The following is a 17,964-nucleotide window of genomic DNA, read 5'->3' as shown; positions in this document are numbered from 1 at the left end:
TAGATCATTTGTCTATGCGATTATCCAGCTCCTGCATATTTTAGTATCTGAATCGAATTTCTTTGGGAGTGAAATAATATATGGGATCAACACAGTTGACAGGGCGTGTAATCTTCAAAGGAGACCCCGGCTATACAGAGGCTATTAAGAATTGGAACCCTTATGTGGATGTCTATCCTCTTGTCTTTGTTTTTGCACAAAATTCATACGATGTAAGTAATGCCATTAAATGGGCTCGTGAGAATAAAGTGCCCTTACGTGTCAGAAGCGGTCGCCATGCTTTAGATAAGAACCTTTCAGTAGTAAGTGGAGGAATTGTTATTGATGTGAGTGACATGAATAAAGTTTTCTTAGATGAAGAAAACGCGATTGCAACCGTTCAAACTGGTATTCCCGTTGGCCCGCTTGTAAAGGGATTAGCTCGAGACGGTTTTATGGCTCCATTTGGAGATAGCCCAACAGTTGGAATCGGGGGAATTACGATGGGCGGTGGATTTGGTGTACTCTCACGATCGATTGGCCTTATAAGTGATAACCTTCTCGCGCTGAAAACGGTAGATGCAAAAGGAAGGATTATTCACGCAGATCAATCTCACAATGAGGATTTGCTATGGGCTTCTAGAGGCGGAGGAGGAGGTAACTTTGGATATAATACCCAATATACATTCAAAGTTCATCGTGCCCCTAAAACTGCAACCGTCTTCAATATTATCTGGCCGTGGGAACAATTAGAAACGGTATTTAAAGCTTGGCAGAAATGGGCTCCGTTTGTAGATGAACGATTAGGATGCTACCTTGAAATTTACAGCAAAATAAATGGTTTGTGTCATGCAGAAGGAATTTTCCTCGGTTCGAAAACTGAATTGATTCGATTATTAAAACCTTTATTACATGCGGGAACTCCAACAGAAGCAGATATCAAAACATTATACTATCCAGATGCTATAGATTTCTTAGACCCTGACGAACCCATCCCTGGCAGAAATGATCAGAGTGTTAAATTCTCCTCGGCATGGGGTCATGATTTTTGGTCTGACGAACCCATTTCAATCATGAGAAAATTTTTGGAAGATGCTACTGGAACAGAAGCCAATTTCTTTTTTATCAATTGGGGTGGTGCTATAAGCAGAGTCCCTAAAGACGAAACTGCCTTTTTTTGGCGCCATCCATTATTTTATACGGAATGGACGGCTAGTTGGAAAAATAAATCACAAGAAGATTCAAATCTTGCATCAGTTGAAAGAGTGCGTCAGCTGATGCAACCATATGTAGCAGGTTCATATGTTAATGTTCCAGATCAAAACATTGAAAACTTCGGAAAAGAATATTATGGCGCAAACTTTGCGCGGCTTCGAGAAATAAAGGCGAAATATGACCCCGAAAATGTATTTCGTTTTCCGCAAAGCATCCCGCCATCTCGTTAAAGTTTATTAAAGACAGAATCAATGACTCATATTAAAAAGCACTTGAATGGTTTCCGGTATCTTGTCTGTCGGGGTGCGAATCCCTTCAGTGCGTCCAATCAAACAACAGGAAAGACAATGGTTTGGCAACTTGCCACTCTTGTCTTTTTTGTTTTGTTTCATTTCATAAATCTTTTCCGCTGAAACATAAATGTTCCTCCGCTTGGGCACGTTATGAAATGTGCAATATTGAATTTGCGAGGAGGATGAACATGGGTATTTTAAGCGGAAATCCGCAGGATGAACCGATGCATTATGGTGAGGTATTCGGCTTATGGAGTTATGTGATGGCGGGCAATAAAATGGTCGGCAATTACCAAATGCTATTGAATCATGTCGGTGATGACGACCTGAAGAAGCTGCTTCGTGAGTCTATTGAGAAATGCCAAGATGAAATCAAGCAGGTCAGCACGATCCTGAAAGAAAACGGGGTGGCGCTGCCGCCGGCTTCTCCTGAACCGCCGACAGCAGATCTTAACGATATTCCGCCTGGCGCACGGTTTCTCGATCCGGATGTGGCGGCCTCCGCGGCAGCACAAAATGCTGCAGGTCTTGTGACATGCAGCAAAATGATGGGGCAATCGATTCGTGAGGATATTGCCATGATGTTTGGGCAATTTCATATGTCGAAAGCGGCAACCGGCGCAAAATACTTAAGGCTGCTAAAAAACAAAGGCTGGCTTATCCCGCCGCCGCTTCATCTTCAAAAACATCACGAAGCTTAATGGCAAAGGCATATACAGCTGTATATGCCTTGATTTTATGAAGATGACGTAAGACGCAGGCCGATGACGCCGGCTAGGATAAGGCAAAGTGAAATCACCTGTGAAAGCTGAAACCGCTCCTTAAACCAGATGAGCCCGACCGCCGAAACACCAATGCTTCCAATGCCAGTCCAGACGGCATATGCGACTCCGGCAGGCAGGACGATCATCGCTTGGGACAGGCAGTAAAAGGATAAGCCGAATCCAACAGTCATCACAATGATCGGCCATTTTTTTCTTGTTCCGTCTATATATTTCATGGCAATGGCAGCTATAATTTCTTCTATGCCGGCAATCACTAATAAAAACCATGCCATTATTTTTCACCTCCCGGCTGAGATTTGCTTTCTTTCGTAAATAATTTCATTCCTAAAATGCCAGCCAGCAATAAAGCTAAAAAGAACATTTGGGCTGCTGAGAAGGATTCGCCCAGAACAATTCCAGTCAGATATGTTCCGACGGTTCCGATTCCCACAAACACAGTGTACGCCGCGGCCATCGGGATTTTTTGATAAGAGCGGATCAACAGGATAAAGCTGACCGCGATTAAGATAAAAATGATGATCCAATCCAAAAGCGAATCGGCATGTTTGAGGGAAGAGGCCCAAACAACCTCTAAAAGCCCTGCAATAAAAACAAGAACCCAATTCAAATGAAACACCTCTCTATTTTATGAATGAACGTCAGTCATTTTTAGGGCATTAAAAAATGAGCGGTGTTACCCAGTCATTTTTTAAGCAGTACCTAAGCTCCGTTTTAAGAAAGTGAAAATTTCCTTTTTATACACTTCAACATTTTCATCTTGTTCAAATCCGATATAGAATCGTTCCGCAGTATTCTCGACCAAGTTGATAATCGTTCTGGCCGTCCATTTTGAATTGATTCCTTCCGTTACCTCATGGTTTGCAATGGCCTTGTTGATGATTTTTTCAAGCCAGGAATAATAAGGCTGATAGATCGTCTCCCATTTTTCCATGGAGTGGTCGATCGCAAGCCCGGAATAACAGAGGACAATAATATCCTTATGGCGTTCTGTAATGAGAAATGTCTCATCAATTAATATATCTAAAACGGTCCAAAAATCCTCGTCCCCATGGAGCCTACCTTTGATTTGATCAAGTGTATGGGTGAGGAGATTTTCTGCAATGGCCGGTATGAGGGCATTTTTAGATGAAAAATACAAATAGAATGTTCCTTGGGCAGTGCCGGCCTTTTTGACAATATCAGAAATAGAAGCTTTGTCGAGGCCTTTTTCAGAAATGACTTCTATGGCCGCCTGCAATATTTTTTCGTATTTACCCGATGTTTGTTTTGGCATGAGGAACACCTCCAGTAATGACTGACTCTCATTCATTTTATCGCGTGTATGTTTGTTTGTAAAGAATAAAGAAGCAAGAAAACCTCTTGCTTCTTTATTTATCATAATCAATGGCGGCTTTTGGGAGCCCGGTATACTTTGCCCAGTAATAAATCGCAAGTGAGCCGATCGCGACTAAAATGAGGTCGACGGGATTGCTGATAATCCCTAAACCATGTCCGAAAGAACCGATGTAGGAAAAGATCAGCATCATAATATAAAACCCGATAAGCCACCAGGCTGATTTCAGCTGCTGAGCGAGGCTGACATCTTCTTTAGGCGTATATTTGCTGAAACAGAGATAGATCAAAAACATCACGAGCTGTGAACCAAGCAGCCAGGAGACTGTTTTCCATCCTGACCAGTACACGATAAACGCTGTAAATATAAAGGAAAGCGGCCCGATAATGCTCATTCCCTTTAAATAAAACGGCCTGTTTAAGTCCTTCGCGTTGACCCTCAGCGCAGCTGAAGAAATGGGTGCAATCGCATATGAAAGAATGAGCGCGACTGAACAGACATTGACGAGCGCGTTCCACGAAGGAAAGGGAAGTGTCCAGAAAATGGACAGGGCAAACGAAAGCCAAAGCGAAGCGCGGGGTGTCCCCGTATCTTTATTGACCTTTGAGAATATGCCAAATAATGTGCCGTTACGCGCCCAGGCGTAAACAAGGCGGGATGTCGTATTCATAAAGATATTCCCGTTTCCTCCGGGAGACAGAATGGCGTCTAAAATGACAAGCGTTGCAAGCCAGCCTAACCCGAGCATGACCGCAATATCCTTAAACGGCAATGAGAACTCCCGTCCAATTGCCGGCCAGCCATGTTTCAGTGTTTCTGTCGGGATTGCACCAATAAAGGTGACCTGCAAAACAGTATAAATGATGGTTGAAACGATGATGCAAATGATTAAAGCGATCGGGATATTGCGTTTTGGATTTTGGACTTCACCTGCTACAGATACAATCGGATGCAGGCCGAGATACGCAAACATCACGCCGCCTGTCGAGATGGCAGCCTGAATACCTGTAAATCCAAACGGTGCAAATCCTTGAACGGATAAATTCTCCGGCTGAAAATGAAAGATCAGCACAATAATGATGGTAATCGGCACAATATATTTAAAAATCGATATGATGAAATTCGCCTTAGCGAAGGTTTTGACGCTCCAATAATTCAGCAGGAAAAACAAGCATAATAGGGCAAACTGCAAGATCCAGCCGGAAATGGTCGGCGAATCAGACCCTTTAATGGTCAGGCCGGGAAACCAATAGGCCACATACTGGCGCACAGCTGTCACTTCAATTGAAATCAAGCTTGTATAAGCGACAATCGTGACAAACGAAATTAAGTAGCCGACAAGGTGGCCATGTGAATAAACGGGGTATCGAATGATGCCTCCGGTACGGGGCAGAGCGGCTCCGAGCTCCGCATATACGAGCCCGATTAACAAAATAATGGCTCCTCCGAGGATCCAGGAAAAAGCGCCGGAGGGCCCTGCTTTTGAAGCGACATTACTGACAGCGAACAGCCACGCTGATCCAAAGATGGCTCCCATCCCAATCAAAATCAGATCAAACAGCGACATTGATTTTTGAAAATTTCCTTGTTTAGACATTCGCTTCCTCCTTTGAAACCAGCCTTATATTTCTTACAATGCCCAATATGTAACAGAGAATACCGCTCCTAATAAAAAAACAGGGCAGCCTGCGCTGCCCCTGTTTTTATTCATGAATCGAATCAAAGTGTTTCACTGTTATATTTTTGAAGGAGGCTGTGCCGCCGTCAGAATAAAGGGTAATTCCTTTATCTTCAGGCTTTGGGAAGACTTCATTTGAAAAAACGGTTTTCCCGTCGCCAACAAATACTTCTATCGTTGTTTTATCGACAAGTATTTTCAAATGCACCTTACGTTTGTTTACATCATAAGGAGCTTTGCTTTCGACATAGGTATTGCTTTTGTCAGGCTGATTTGTGGCTGCTCTATTGACATAAGCATAGCCGCCTTCAGCGAAAATACCGACATCAATATGGCGTTTTTGGTCTTCTGATTCTCTGAGCCTGACGCCTGCATTCTTTAGCTCTGACCAAGAAAGATCCGTATCAAGCTGGTACGTATCACCTGTTATCGACAATGTTTTTGATCCGTTCACATCCTGATCCTCTATTTCGTCAGTTGAAACAGTCAGCTGCTCCAAAGCTTCAATCGGCTGTGAGACGAGGCTGTATGTTCCATCCTGCTCCTTCAGCCGGAGTTCGCGTATGACAGAATCTGTGCCGTTAAAGCCGTTCTTCATTGTCGGGGTGTTGTTGGCATAATCCCAATTGTTCATCCAGGCAAGCGCATACCGCTTTTCTAATGGATCTGTGCTTTTGCTGTCTTCGAACGTCACACCGCCATACCAGTCGAAGCCATAGTCAAGCCATTGGGCTTCAGTCTGATCCGCTTTGAATTCTTTTCCGTCGAAGCTTCCGGTCCAGTAGGCGTACGTATTTGGTTTGCCCCACGGTTTGCCATTCGCGCTGGCACCGAGAACCCACTTATTCGTTCCGTCGCTTGCCCGCATCATGTAGAGGTCGGGACATTCCACCATTCCCGCCTGTTCTGGGAAGAATCCGCTTGTGTAATGCCAGTCCTTAAGATTATCGGATTCATAAAAGCCGATTTTTGATCCTTCAGCCATGACCATGACCCATTTGTTATCCTGGTCATCCCATATGACTTTCGGATCTCTGAAATCGTCTGTACCCGGATTAGGCATAACGGGGTTGCCACTGTAGAATTTGAATGATTTTCCCTTATCTGTGCTGTACCACAAATATTGTTCCTGTTTTTTGTCTTTGGCTGAGGGCTGTGTCACAATCGCGACAAGCGCATTTTTCCCAAAGCCGGCTGTGTTCTCTTTATCAACCACGACGGAACCGGTCCAAATGTCACCGTCCGGGTTTGTATATTTCGGAATCGCCACGCCTTCATCGGTCCAGTGCACCAAATCCTCTGAGACGGCATGGCGCCATTCTGTGCCGTTGCCTTTTGGGTAATCCCGGTTATATAGATAGAAATAATGATACTTGCCATCAAAATAGATCGGTTTTTGAGGGTCATTTTTCCATTTATCCGGCGTCGTAAAATGATATGCCGCCCGGTAGTCCGGCTTCTGTTTTGATTTTGTTTTTTGGTCATGTTCTTCTTTTGGAAATAAGTCGATAAACAGCAATATTCCTAAAAAGGTTAGGAATACGGTTAGCCATTTGCCTGCTTTTATATAGTTCATATGGGATTCACCTTTATGTTGATAAGAAATAAAAGAAAATGCCAATAGGATATCGGCATTTTCTTTTGCGTTTTTATTTGTTAACTGTTAATTGTCCTTGTTCAAGGATGCTGTCTTTGACAACAGATGTTTTCTTGCCTTTGATGTTCAGCAGGAAGCTTGGCGCAAACGTTGATTGTTTGTCTGCGTAGAATCCTCTGTTTGTCATATAGCTTGTAATCACGACATTGTTTCCTTTCGCTTGAGGTACAGCGAAGTGTGAGTAAGTAAAGGTTACATCGTTAGGATCAAGATCCATTTTTAACACAAGGCCAGTTTTGTTCAGCGGCTTGTATGGGCCAGTTAAAGAATTAGAAACATAGCCAAGCATGTAAATATCGTTAGACGTAATGCCGTCAATCGTCATTTTTGACCCGCGGGAGTCAGTGAACAGATACCATTTGCCGTTCATTTTAAAGACGTTCGCGCGTTCAATTTCATCTGTTACTGTGTTAGATGCAATCAGCGGTTTCATCACTTTTTTCAGTGTGTAATCATCGTTTAGCTCAATCATACCGAGAGCGCCGTTAGCTAATTCAGCAGTGCGCTTTTTATCACTTTGCAGAAGCTTTTGACTTTCTTGACGGAAGAATGATGTGCTTTTGCCATAGTATGCTTTGTTAAATAAAGATTCTTCGCCTTGGTAGCCATCTTCAGTTCCAGTGTTTGCTTCAAATACTAAGTATTTGTGGCCTTTATCTTCTACGTAGTGAGGATCTCTCAGCGTATGGTTGTCGCCTGAGCTGTAGTTGCCTTCATCGATGAACTGCTGTACATTTTGATACGTTTTGCCGTCACCGTCAAAGATTGATTTATAATCCTCTACACCGTTGATGTTCAGAGAGCTGTCTGATGCTGATACGTTAACCTGTGCAGTTGTCAGTGTTTGTTTGCCGTAATGTTTACCGGAGAAATCAGTGTAGAATAAACGGATTTTTCCGTCAGATGTAAATGTGGCTGAACCTGACCATTCTTGCGTTTGGTCTTTTAGGATAGAATCATTTGCATCGAATTTGTCGCTGTCTTTAAAGACGCGGCCAGCGTTTTTCCAGCTGTCAATAGAAGTTTCGCCGACTTTTTGATAGAACATGTAAATCGATGTGTCATCCGCATTTTTAGGATCTCCGGCTAATGCAAAGACGATGTGGTAGCCATGATAGTTTGCGACAGTGCCGTCAGCGTTTTGTAATGGCCAGCTGTCCCAAACGTCCAGGCCTTTTGCAGAAGAGATATTTTTAATTGTGGACGAATCGAATTCAGGAACTTGATATTTTTCATTTTTTTGCTGTTCAGGGATTTGCAGCATATCATGGCGTGTAATATGGGAAATGCCGTATGTTTCCTTATATGGCTTTTGGTTCGTTTCTTTCGCAAACGCTTGAGTTGCGCCTCCTGCCAGCAGTGCGGTAGTAAAGGTTAATACTGTTGCTTGTTTTGCAAACTTTTTGATGTTCATCGTTCATGTCTCCTTTTTTATGTACTGTGTTAGCGGTCTGCTTCTTCCAGCCCTCCTGTTTGAAGATGGCAAGTTAGTTACGCACAATAAAAAAAGACCTAAAATATGTAAGGGGTGACGCCAAAGTATACACTTTGCCCTTTACACATTTTAGGTCTTGCCTGCTTTATCAGTAACAAACCCGCGCGATTTACTTTTCGACCTCATTCTATTAGACTCTCGTTTGGATTGCAACTGGTCTATTTTCCTCTTTTGTTTGATAGAAAATCATAAAAGGATTTGCGGTCTACGGGCCTAAAGAACTAAAAAATCTATCTGTTTCTTTTCATTCTCTGTATTTTTTATAGCTTCTGTTGCATGGGCATAAAGTTGCCTTTTTAATCATAATTCAGAAAATATCATAATATCTCATTTCACTAAATAGTAGTGAACCGCAGGTATATGTGATGGGTTAAAAAGGATCTCTAACTGAAGGGTTTTTCAAAATATTTGAAACGTTAGTAGGTTAGTAACGTACAGAGATATGGGAGGTGGAGGAATGAAACAGAATAAAAGAAAGCATCTTCAGACATTATTTGAGACATTAGGCGAAAAACATCAGTTTAACGGGACGGTTCTGGCTGCGGAGGGTGGCGATATTTTATATCACCACTCTTTTGGCTATGCGGAAATGACGGAAAAACGCCCGTTGAAAACCAACTCTTTGTTTGAGTTAGCGTCTTTGTCAAAGCCTTTTACAGCATTGGGAATCATCTTGCTGGAGGAGAAGGGGATTCTTGGCTATGAGGATAAAGTGGATCGCTGGCTGCCCGGTTTTCCGTATCAGGGCGTAACGATTCGGCATTTATTGAACCATACGTCAGGGCTTCCTGATTATATGGGATGGTTTTTTGCCAATTGGGATTCACACAAGATTGCGGTGAATCAGGATATTGTCGATATGCTGATGAATGAGGGGCTATCTGGTTATTTTGAACCGAATGAAGGCTGGATGTACAGCAATACGGGGTATGTGCTGCTGGCGGTTATCATTGAAAAAGCATCTGGCATGAGCTATGCGGATTTTATGAAAACAAGTATTTTTTCACCGATCGGCATGAATGAAACAAGAGTGTATAACAGGAGGCTTTCGCCTGAGCGAATTGATCATTATGCATATGGATATGTGTATGATGTACATTCCGAAACATACGTCCTCCCTGATGAGCTGGAGGAAACGAACTATGTTGTGTATCTCGATGGCATACAGGGAGATGGGACGGTGAACTCTGTCACAAGCGATTTGTTTCGATTTGATCAGGCTTTATATCAGGACGATTTCATCAGCAAGGCTTCTAAGGAATCTGCGTTTTCTCCAGTGCGCCTCAACAATGGAGAAACAATTGATTATGGCTTTGGCTGGGTACTGCAAAATAGTCCTGAAAAAGGGCGGATTGTCAGCCACAGCGGAGGATGGCCCGGCTATTCGACGTTGATGATCCGATATATCGATCATCGTAAAACACTGATCTATTTGAGTAATAAGGAAGAGGATACTGAATATGAACAAGCGATTCTGAAGGCGGCGGAACATATTCTATTTGGCCAGCCATATGAGGTCCCGGAACGTCCTGCTGATAAAAAGAAAAAAGCAATTGATACGGCGATATACAGCCGCTATGTTGGCAGCTACCTGTTGCAGGATGGAACGGCTGCACAGGTGACAGCCGAGAATGAACGGCTTTATTTGGAGATCACCGGACAGCTGAGACTGGAGTTATTTCCTTCCTCGGAAACCCGTTTCTTTCTGCGAGCATTGTCTGTTGAAGTCGAGTTTATGTTAGGCGGGGATGCTGCGAAAAGCTTTATCCTCTATGAGGATGGCTCAGAAGAAGAAGCGGTCCGTACAAATTAGAAAGGAATGAATTTGATGATCGGAATATTAGCCGGAATGGGGCCGAAATCGACCTCGCCGTTTATTGATAAGGTGATTGATTACTGTCAGAAGCTGTATGGGGCTTCAAACGATATTGACTACCCGCACATGATGATCTATTCATGCCCGACGCCCTTCTATGCAGATCGTCCAATTGACCATGACGAGATGAAAAAAGCGATTATCGACGGAGCGGTAAAGCTCGAGAAAACAGGAGTGGATTTCATTGCGCTGCCTTGTAATACGGCGCATGTCTACTATGAAGAGATTCAGCAGGCATTGTCGGTTCCTATGTTGCATATCGTTGAGGAAACGATAAAAGAGATTCCGCATCCTGCAAAAAAAGCGGTGGTTTTAGGAACAGAGCCAACCATCCAATCCGCCATCTACCAAAAAGTTCTGAAGGCAAATGGACAAGAAGTTGTTCACAAGGACCATTGGCAGCAGGTTGTGAACCAGCTTATCGCCGCAATCAAACAGCCTAATCATATGGAGCATACACAAGCATTGTGGCAGACGCTATATGAAGAAATCAGTCAGCATGCAGACATCATCATTTCAGCCTGCACGGATTTAAATGCGGTGTTAGATCATATTCAAAGTGAGATTCCAATTATAGATTCCTCTGCCTGTCTTGCAAAAAGCACTGTCAGCACATATCTTGCATATCAAAGCTAGCTTCAGACAAGGACTGTCTTCAAACAGTCCTTGTTTTTTTATGTTCCTATTGTTTGACAGTTAACTGCAATAGTGTTAAATTAAACATGTAAATAGTTACATGATTTTTTCTGGAGGTGAGGTGGTTCTCGTGAAGAAGCCGGTTTTAAAACCATTCGCCTCTTTAGAAATCAAGGTTGATCCGCCTATCACGATTGGTGAGACAGGCCTGGGACTGAGACGATTCATTCCGATTCGTTCGGGAACAATAACCGGGGAAGTAAAGGGACGTATTTTGCCGAGCGGTGCCGATTCGCAAATGATTCGCGCTGACGGCAGAAACGATTTATCTGCCAGGTATGTGATCGAAACAGCAGATCATGAACTGATTTACATTGAAAACAATGGAATACGGCAAGTCAGCGAGCCGTTTCGAAAACAAGCGGCAGCCGGGGAAATCATTGATCCGGAGCATGTTTATTTTCGTACGGTACCGACGTTTGAAACAGGCAGTAAAGTCTATCAATGGCTCCATGACCGCTTGTTTATCGGTTCCGCAGAAAGAACCCCTGATTACGTTCGACTAGACATTTATGAAGTGCAGTAAAAGACTAAGGAGAGTGTGAAAAATGGAAAACTTTATCGGAAGCCACATGATTTATACGTATGAAAACGGCTGGGAATACGAGATTTATATTAAAAATGACCATACAATTGATTATAGAATTCATAGCGGAATGGTTGCCGGACGCTGGGTTCGGGATCAGGAAGTGAATATTGTCAAACTGACAGAAGGCGTATATAAAGTGTCTTGGACAGAGCCGACTGGCACGGATGTTTCATTAAACTTTATGCCAAATGAAAAACGCATGCACGGCATTATTTTCTTCCCGAAATGGGTGCATGAACATCCTGAAATTACGGTTTGCTACCAAAATGACCACATTGATTTGATGGAAGAATCCCGCGAAAAATATGAAACGTATCCAAAATACGTTGTACCTGAATTTGCGGAAATTACATTTCTGAAAAATGAAGGAGTCGACAACGAAGAAGTGATTTCGAAGGCTCCTTATGAGGGAATGACAGACGATATTCGCGCGGGAAGATTATAATAAACATAAAAACCCGGAAAAGAGAATTACTTCTCTTTTCCGGGTTTTCTTTTTGCTGAGTATGCGGGAACCATCACAATTCCCACGAAAAACAGTATGATGCCAGTCCAGCGCATAGGCTGGTAATAGACTGTGTCCCGTAAACATACCACGGCCGACAAAATAATGATACAAGCTGCCACAACAATGGCAGCACCAATGTATCCTGTTTTCCCCATATTTATTCTCCTTTTGAAGGGAATAGCTTCTGCCTTTTTTCAGATTCGGGATCGTTTTCGATCGTAATCTCTGAGTCTAAAATCAGCGTCTCTCTCGTTTCTTCATGATACGCCGGCCAATTCACAGCTTCGGTGCTTGGGTTTCCTGTTTTGGCGAATGTGATCCATGCTGATTGTATCGAGTGAGAAAGCTGTTTCACCTCATCCGTAACCTCCGCTTTTGCCATTCGTTCTAATCCGTCCAGATTTCCAAAGACAAAAGGAAGCTCTAATGCGTGAAACGCTTTATTGTACGGCGGCTTCTCCGGGTGCCAATCGAACCGGTACATCCAGACAGGGGCATAATGGGAATGTGCGGATGCATAGGCGACAGCGGGGCGCCAAAATAACAAATCAGTCATCATATGAATTTGGCTTTCCAGAGAACGCGGATACAAATCGGCAGCTTTCTCTGCCAGCGGCTTCCCTAGTAAATACTCGAGCGCTGCATCAAGCGTTTCCTGAGAATGAACGTCTGAATCCGGGGTGAAAAATAAATATCCTTCATCACGGGTTGTTCCGATTAATAGCGGAATGCCGGAAGCGGCCCCTTCTGCGATCGCTTTTTCTGGTTCAGCAGGCAGCGTTTTTGGATCAAGGGCGGGCTGGAAGAACAGCTGAAAGATATTTTCTTTTTCTGCGATCCGAAGCTGATCGGCCGCTTTTAGCAAATCTTCCGCAGAAACCGTATGCAATTTATCCAATTGGCCCTCGTTAATCCCAAGGACCTGTAAAAAGGCTGCCGAGGTGCTCGCCGCTTGTTCTTTCGTCATCGTTCGAGAAGCGCCGCTTTCCATGATTGCTTTCTGGAACAGGCCTTTTGCCGCAGGCATAGCGAGAAGCGCGGCAATGCTCATCCCGCCGGCGGATTCTCCAAATACTGTTACGTTATCGGGATCACCGCCAAACGCTGAAATATTCTCCCGCACCCATTTCAGTGCGGCGACTTGGTCTAAAAGCCCAAGGTTATCGGAATACGCCTCATCAAACGAAGACAAGTGCAAAAAGCCAAACGGCCCCAGCCGATAGTTCAGTGTAACGACAATGACCTCTCCCTGCGCCGCAAGTTTTGATCCGTCATACAATGGCTCACTGCCCGCGCCGAGATAAAAAGCGCCTCCGTGAATCCAAACCATGACAGGCAGGTTTTGGCTTGGAGTGTCAGGCGCAAATACATTGACAAACAAGCAATCCTCGGACTGGCGGGGCAGCTCAGTATACGAAAGTGACAGCAAATCAGACGGCTGCGGGCAAACAGGGCCGTACGCTGTGGCATCAAGGACATCTTCCCACACTTCAGGCGGCTCAGGTGCTTTAAAACGCCATTGTCCGACAGGCGGCTTGGCATAGGGGATGCCTTTCCACTTATGTACGCCGTTTTCCGTTGTGCCTTTTACTTTGCCGTATTGAGTCGTTACTATTTGATGAGTCATTGTGTTCTCTCCCTTTTTCCCCCATTATAAACAGATTTACCCTATAGATGCGAACGTTAGCCCTTAACCGATCATCATCTTCCCATTGTTTTTAAAAAGGATTTGACTTCATGGACAGTCAGACCGATTTCTCTTGCTTCCGCCATCAGCGCTTTCCATTCTTCTATATTGGATTCCGTCAGTTTGCGGTTGCGGTAAGAGGCAGTTTCAGGCTGTTCTTTCTTTAGCCTGTTCGTAAAAGTGAACAATTCTTCCTTTTCCATCCCGGCTTGTACGGCTTGCACTAAATGTACGCGCCATTCTTCTTCACCGCCGCTGATTTTTTCATACATCATTGTTTCTGCGTCAAATAATTCTGTTAATTCAACTTCCAGTGTGGCAGAAACTTTTTTTAAAAATTGAACGGACGGATTCGTGTGAACGCCTCTTTCAATCTTGCTTAAATAGGATTTGGATACGCCTGACTCAACAGCCAGCTGATTAATAGAATAGCCTTTTCTTTTACGGTACAAACGGATAATTCTTCCAATCATAATATGAAATTCTCCTCTATTCCTGTCGTTATTTTGTTCATTATAAAGAATTTTTCGTTCTTTATAAAATTTAAAATAATAAGGGAAGTGCAGTAAATTAGAGGAAAATCATGATTTTGTTCTCTAAAGAGAACTTATTGGCTTATTTTGCAATTTTTAAATAATAACGTTTTCTTTTATAATCCAATCATTAACAGAAAGGGGCGCGGGAAGCCAGCCGCGGGAAGGCTGAAGGCTATGAATACATGAATGAGAATATGAGTTTCAAAGAATTATATGCGATTGTCAGACACAGATTCGTGCTGATTCTGCTCATCACAATCGGCGTCACCCTTATTATGGGTTTTGTGCAATTTAAGGTCATTTCACCGACCTACCAGGCGTCGACACAGGTGCTGGTTCATGAATCAGACGGTGAAGAAAACTCGAATCTCAGTGACATCCAGCGAAATCTTCAGTATAGCAGCACGTTCCAATCGATTATGAAAAGCACTGCCTTGATGGAAGAAGTTAAGGCGGAATTGCACCTATCTGAATCGGCTTCCTCGCTGAAAGGAAAAGTGGTTACCAGCAGTGAAAATGAATCAGAAATTATCAACGTTGCCGTCCAGGATCACGACCCGGCGAAAGCGGCTGAGATTGCGAACACGTTAGTGAACAAGTTTGAAAAAGAAGTAGATGAAAGAATGAATGTACAAGGCGTACATATATTATCAGAGGCGAAGGCTTCTGAAAGCCCGATGATCAAGCCGGCCAGGCTGCGAAATATGGTCATGGCTTTTGGCGCTGCTGTCATGGGCGGCATTACACTGGCATTTTTTCTGCATTTTCTCGATGATACTTGCAAAAGCGCACGGCAGCTCAGCGAGAGAACCGGATTGCCATGCTTAGGCTCCGTTCCTGATGTCCACAAAGGGCGGAATCGTGGGATAAAACATTTCGGGGAGTGAAGCGAGTGATCTTTAGAAAAAAGAAAGCAAGGCGAGGTTTGGCTCAAATATCTGTTTTACACAATAAATCAGTTGTTGCGGAACAATATCGCACCATTCGGACAAACATTGAGTTCTCATCTGTCCAGACCAACTTGCGATCTATCCTCGTCACCTCCTCTGTGCCTGGTGAAGGTAAATCGTTCAGTGCAGCGAATCTTGCGGCTGTCTTTGCGCAGCAGCAGGAAAAGAAAGTACTGCTGGTGGATGCCGATTTAAGAAAGCCGACCATCAATCAGACGTTTCAGGTTGATAATGTAACCGGGCTGACAAATGTGCTGGTCGGCAATGCTTCACTCAGTGAGACGGTGCAAAAGACGCCGATCGATAACTTATATGTACTGACAAGCGGGCCGACCCCGCCAAACCCGGCAGAACTGTTGTCTTCAAAAGCAATGGGAGATTTAATATCTGAGATCTATGAACAATTCAGCCTCGTCATCTTTGATTCCCCTCCTCTTTTGGCTGTTGCAGATGCTCAGATTCTAGCAAATCAGACAGACGGCAGCGTGCTCGTCGTTTTAAGCGGAAAAACAAAAACCGATACCGTTCTGAAAGCAAAAGATGCACTGGAACAATCCAATGCGAAGCTGTTAGGCGCTCTTTTAAACAAAAAGAAAATGAAAAAATCGGAACACTATTCCTACTAGTTTTTGTAAAGGTGATGTCTCCTGACCTGTATCAATGGAGGCACTCGGCTCTGCTGTGGGCAGCTGAAGTTGCTGCCTTAGATGCTGGTCGTCGCTGGCGGGGCGTGAGGATGGGTTAAATGCCCACTTATCTGATATATACATAGGACGTGTTGTCGGTTTAGCTGCTGCCGATTTTTTGGAGAGACGAAAACCGCCGCAGCTAAACCGATAAAAGAATTAGGGGGGAAAAGGTTGAGTTACCGGAGAAGACTGTCAATGATTATTGCGCTGGATACTTACCTCGTTTTAAATTCAGTTATTGCAGGATATCAATTTTTAAAAGATTCCTATCAATTTTATGACTCCGGAGCATTACTGCTTACCGCTGTCAGCTTGCTCCTCAGCTATCATGTGTGTGCTTTCCTGTTCAATCAGTATAAACAGGTGTGGACATACACCGGGCTTGGTGAGCTGATTGTCCTGCTTAAGGGCATTACGCTTTCCGCCGCTGTGACCGGTATCATTCAGTATGCTGTGTATCACACGATGTTCTTCCGTCTGTTAACCGCGTGCTGGGTGCTTCAGCTTTTGTCTATTGGAGGGACCCGTATTTTATCCAGAGTATTAAACGAAAGCATCAGGAAAAAACGCTGCGCCTCGTCCCGCGCGCTGATTATCGGGGCGGGCTCAGGTGGGACTCTGATGGTCAGGCAGCTGCTTTCGAAAGATGAACCTGATATCATACCTGTCGCTTTTATTGATGACGACCAAACGAAGCATAAATTAGAAATTATGGGACTGCCCGTAATCGGCGGTAAAGAAAGTATCATGCCTGCGGTGCAAAAGCTCAAAATTAATTATATTATTATTGCCATTCCTTCACTCCGCACCCATGAGCTTCAGGTGTTATATAAAGAATGTGTGCGAACCGGAGTAAGCATTAAAATTATGCCTCATTTTGATGAAATGCTGCTTGGCACACGAACTGCAGGACAAATCAGAGATGTAAAAGCTGAGGACTTGCTCGGCAGAAAGCCGGTAACCCTCGACACTAGCGAAATTTCGAACCGCATCAAAGGAAAAACAGTTCTCGTCACGGGAGCGGGCGGATCAATCGGCTCGGAAATCTGCCGTCAGATCAGCGCGTTTCAGCCTAAGGAAATCATTCTGCTCGGCCATGGGGAAAACAGCATTCATTCGATTTATACAGAGCTGAACGGACGATTCGGCAAACACATTGTGTTCCATACGGAAATCGCTGATGTGCAGGACCGCGATAAAATGTTTACCTTGATGAAAAAATACGAGCCGCATGTTGTCTATCATGCAGCTGCCCATAAGCATGTGCCTTTAATGGAACACAATCCAGAAGAGGCGGTCAAAAACAATATTATCGGAACAAAAAATGTCGCGGAAGCAGCCGATATGTCGGGAACTGAGACATTCGTGCTGATTTCATCGGACAAAGCGGTGAACCCAGCCAACGTAATGGGGGCGACAAAACGATTCGCAGAGATGATTATTATGAATCTTGGGAAAGTCAGCAGAACCAAATTTGTTGCTGTTCGCTTCGGCAATGTACTCGGGAGCCGCGGCAGCGTCATTCCAATTTTCAAAAAACAGATTGAAAAAGGCGGCCCGGTGACAGTAACACATCCGGCAATGACCCGCTATTTCATGACGATTCCCGAGGCATCAAGGCTTGTGATTCAGGCTGGGGCACTGGCGAAAGGGCGTCAAATTTTCGTTCTCGATATGGGAGAGCCCGTAAAGATTGTGGATCTTGCCAAAAACCTCATTCATTTGTCCGGCTACACGACTGAGCAGGTTCCAATCGAATTCACTGGCATTCGTCCGGGCGAAAAAATGTATGAAGAATTGCTGAACAAAAATGAAGTCCATGCTGAACAAATCTTTCCAAAAATTCACATCGGTAAAGCGGTGGACGGCGATTGGCCGGTGCTGATGCGCTTTATCGAGGATTTTCATGAGCTGCCGGAAGCCGACCTGAGAGCGAGGCTGTTTGCTGCAATCAATACATCAGAAGAAATGACGGCTGCCAGCGTTCATTAGGGGGAG

General features: G+C 44.1%; 18 protein-coding genes. 9 read left to right on the top strand and 9 right to left on the bottom strand.

The window, feature by feature from the left end:
* Nucleotides 1-80 precede the first annotated feature (80 nt).
* Both MHB62_RS17875 and MHB62_RS17870 read left to right on the top strand, forming a co-directional pair.
* Nucleotides 81-1,424: an FAD-binding oxidoreductase gene (locus MHB62_RS17875; RefSeq protein WP_003228217.1), complete on the top strand. Its 1,344-nt coding sequence runs from the start codon at nt 81-83 to the stop codon at nt 1,422-1,424.
* A 251-nt stretch (nt 1,425-1,675) separates the two neighbouring features.
* Entirely contained in the window at nt 1,676-2,188 is a 513-nt protein-coding gene (locus MHB62_RS17870; RefSeq protein WP_014478056.1) for a DUF3231 family protein, read from the top strand.
* Between the two features lie 35 nt (nt 2,189-2,223).
* Here the strand turns inward: MHB62_RS17870 and MHB62_RS17865 are convergent, their stop codons facing one another.
* The 6 genes from MHB62_RS17865 to sacB form a co-directional block, all read right to left on the bottom strand.
* Nucleotides 2,224-2,544: a QacE family quaternary ammonium compound efflux SMR transporter gene (locus MHB62_RS17865; protein ID WP_003228222.1), complete on the bottom strand. Its 321-nt coding sequence runs from the start codon at nt 2,542-2,544 to the stop codon at nt 2,224-2,226.
* Entirely contained in the window at nt 2,544-2,879 is a 336-nt protein-coding gene (locus MHB62_RS17860) for an SMR family transporter (protein ID WP_003242480.1), read from the bottom strand. Before MHB62_RS17860 ends, MHB62_RS17865 begins: the two co-directional genes overlap by 1 nt.
* 81 nt (nt 2,880-2,960) lie before the next feature.
* On the bottom strand, nt 2,961-3,545 hold the full coding sequence (locus tag MHB62_RS17855) for a TetR family transcriptional regulator (RefSeq protein ID WP_003244443.1): 585 nt from the start codon (nt 3,543-3,545) through the stop codon (nt 2,961-2,963).
* A 94-nt stretch (nt 3,546-3,639) separates the two neighbouring features.
* Nucleotides 3,640-5,202: an aspartate/proton symporter AspP gene (gene aspP, locus MHB62_RS17850; RefSeq protein ID WP_003228228.1), complete on the bottom strand. Its 1,563-nt coding sequence runs from the start codon at nt 5,200-5,202 to the stop codon at nt 3,640-3,642.
* A gap of 106 nt (nt 5,203-5,308) precedes the next feature.
* Nucleotides 5,309-6,859: a 2,6-beta-fructan 6-levanbiohydrolase gene (levB, locus tag MHB62_RS17845; RefSeq protein ID WP_003243729.1), complete on the bottom strand. Its 1,551-nt coding sequence runs from the start codon at nt 6,857-6,859 to the stop codon at nt 5,309-5,311.
* A 73-nt stretch (nt 6,860-6,932) separates the two neighbouring features.
* Complete coding sequence (gene sacB, locus MHB62_RS17840; protein ID WP_001022105.1) at nt 6,933-8,354, bottom strand: levansucrase; 1,422 nt, start codon at nt 8,352-8,354, stop codon at nt 6,933-6,935.
* Between the two features lie 538 nt (nt 8,355-8,892).
* On the opposite strand from sacB, the gene MHB62_RS17835 reads away from it, so the two are divergent.
* From MHB62_RS17835 to padC, 4 genes are all read left to right on the top strand, one after another.
* Nucleotides 8,893-10,248, top strand: coding sequence for a serine hydrolase (locus MHB62_RS17835; protein ID WP_029725960.1), 1,356 nt, complete (start codon nt 8,893-8,895; stop codon nt 10,246-10,248).
* A gap of 15 nt (nt 10,249-10,263) precedes the next feature.
* Entirely contained in the window at nt 10,264-10,947 is a 684-nt protein-coding gene (gene racX / locus MHB62_RS17830; RefSeq protein ID WP_029725959.1) for a broad specificity amino-acid racemase RacX, read from the top strand.
* A 130-nt stretch (nt 10,948-11,077) separates the two neighbouring features.
* Nucleotides 11,078-11,533, top strand: coding sequence for a DUF3237 domain-containing protein (locus MHB62_RS17825; protein WP_029725958.1), 456 nt, complete (start codon nt 11,078-11,080; stop codon nt 11,531-11,533).
* A 22-nt stretch (nt 11,534-11,555) separates the two neighbouring features.
* Nucleotides 11,556-12,041: a phenolic acid decarboxylase gene (gene padC / locus MHB62_RS17820; protein ID WP_003228238.1), complete on the top strand. Its 486-nt coding sequence runs from the start codon at nt 11,556-11,558 to the stop codon at nt 12,039-12,041.
* Nucleotides 12,042-12,067: 26 nt separating this feature from the next.
* Here padC and MHB62_RS17815 read toward each other — a convergent pair whose 3' ends face one another.
* The 3 genes from MHB62_RS17815 to slrR form a co-directional block, all read right to left on the bottom strand.
* Nucleotides 12,068-12,259 (bottom strand): hypothetical protein, encoded by a 192-nt coding sequence (locus tag MHB62_RS17815; protein WP_015714752.1) that lies wholly within the window; start codon nt 12,257-12,259, stop codon nt 12,068-12,070.
* A gap of 2 nt (nt 12,260-12,261) precedes the next feature.
* Nucleotides 12,262-13,731 (bottom strand): para-nitrobenzyl esterase, encoded by a 1,470-nt coding sequence (gene pnbA / locus MHB62_RS17810; RefSeq protein WP_015714751.1) that lies wholly within the window; start codon nt 13,729-13,731, stop codon nt 12,262-12,264.
* A 74-nt stretch (nt 13,732-13,805) separates the two neighbouring features.
* Nucleotides 13,806-14,264 carry an HTH-type transcriptional regulator SlrR gene (gene slrR, locus MHB62_RS17805; protein WP_003228245.1) on the bottom strand — a complete coding sequence of 153 codons (459 nt, stop codon included), beginning with the start codon at nt 14,262-14,264 and terminating at the stop codon, nt 13,806-13,808.
* A gap of 245 nt (nt 14,265-14,509) precedes the next feature.
* On the opposite strand from slrR, the gene MHB62_RS17800 reads away from it, so the two are divergent.
* From MHB62_RS17800 to MHB62_RS17790, 3 genes are all read left to right on the top strand, one after another.
* The gene (locus tag MHB62_RS17800) at nt 14,510-15,214 is read left to right on the top strand and encodes a YveK family protein (protein WP_003228247.1); all 705 of its coding nucleotides are present in this window, start codon (nt 14,510-14,512) and stop codon (nt 15,212-15,214) included.
* 5 nt (nt 15,215-15,219) lie between these two features.
* A complete protein-coding gene (gene epsB, locus MHB62_RS17795) occupies nt 15,220-15,903 on the top strand; it encodes a protein tyrosine kinase EpsB (protein ID WP_003228249.1) in 684 nt (227 codons plus the stop codon).
* A 234-nt stretch (nt 15,904-16,137) separates the two neighbouring features.
* Nucleotides 16,138-17,958 (top strand): nucleoside-diphosphate sugar epimerase/dehydratase, encoded by a 1,821-nt coding sequence (locus MHB62_RS17790; RefSeq protein ID WP_171518537.1) that lies wholly within the window; start codon nt 16,138-16,140, stop codon nt 17,956-17,958.
* Nucleotides 17,959-17,964 lie beyond the last annotated feature (6 nt).

This window comes from Bacillus sp. FSL K6-0255, from assembly GCF_045040725.1.
In the GTDB taxonomy this organism is placed as follows: Bacteria; Bacillota; Bacilli; order Bacillales; family Bacillaceae; genus Bacillus; species Bacillus subtilis.
Note: the sequence above shows the minus strand (reverse complement) of the source record. Positions and strands in the feature narration are given on the sequence as shown.

Coding starts and splice junctions, on each gene's coding strand:
- padC (WP_003228238.1), top strand. CDS start 11,556: ATGGAAAACTTTATCGGAAGCCACATGATTTATACGTATGAAAACGGC.
- MHB62_RS17855 (WP_003244443.1), bottom strand. CDS start 3,545: ATGCCAAAACAAACATCGGGTAAATACGAAAAAATATTGCAGGCGGCC.
- MHB62_RS17815 (WP_015714752.1), bottom strand. CDS start 12,259: ATGGGGAAAACAGGATACATTGGTGCTGCCATTGTTGTGGCAGCTTGT.
- slrR (WP_003228245.1), bottom strand. CDS start 14,264: ATGATTGGAAGAATTATCCGTTTGTACCGTAAAAGAAAAGGCTATTCT.
- aspP (WP_003228228.1), bottom strand. CDS start 5,202: ATGTCTAAACAAGGAAATTTTCAAAAATCAATGTCGCTGTTTGATCTG.
- MHB62_RS17870 (WP_014478056.1), top strand. CDS start 1,676: ATGGGTATTTTAAGCGGAAATCCGCAGGATGAACCGATGCATTATGGT.
- pnbA (WP_015714751.1), bottom strand. CDS start 13,731: ATGACTCATCAAATAGTAACGACTCAATACGGCAAAGTAAAAGGCACA.
- sacB (WP_001022105.1), bottom strand. CDS start 8,354: ATGAACATCAAAAAGTTTGCAAAACAAGCAACAGTATTAACCTTTACT.
- MHB62_RS17800 (WP_003228247.1), top strand. CDS start 14,510: ATGAATGAGAATATGAGTTTCAAAGAATTATATGCGATTGTCAGACAC.
- levB (WP_003243729.1), bottom strand. CDS start 6,859: ATGAACTATATAAAAGCAGGCAAATGGCTAACCGTATTCCTAACCTTT.
- MHB62_RS17865 (WP_003228222.1), bottom strand. CDS start 2,544: ATGGCATGGTTTTTATTAGTGATTGCCGGCATAGAAGAAATTATAGCT.
- MHB62_RS17835 (WP_029725960.1), top strand. CDS start 8,893: ATGAAACAGAATAAAAGAAAGCATCTTCAGACATTATTTGAGACATTA.
- racX (WP_029725959.1), top strand. CDS start 10,264: ATGATCGGAATATTAGCCGGAATGGGGCCGAAATCGACCTCGCCGTTT.
- MHB62_RS17875 (WP_003228217.1), top strand. CDS start 81: ATGGGATCAACACAGTTGACAGGGCGTGTAATCTTCAAAGGAGACCCC.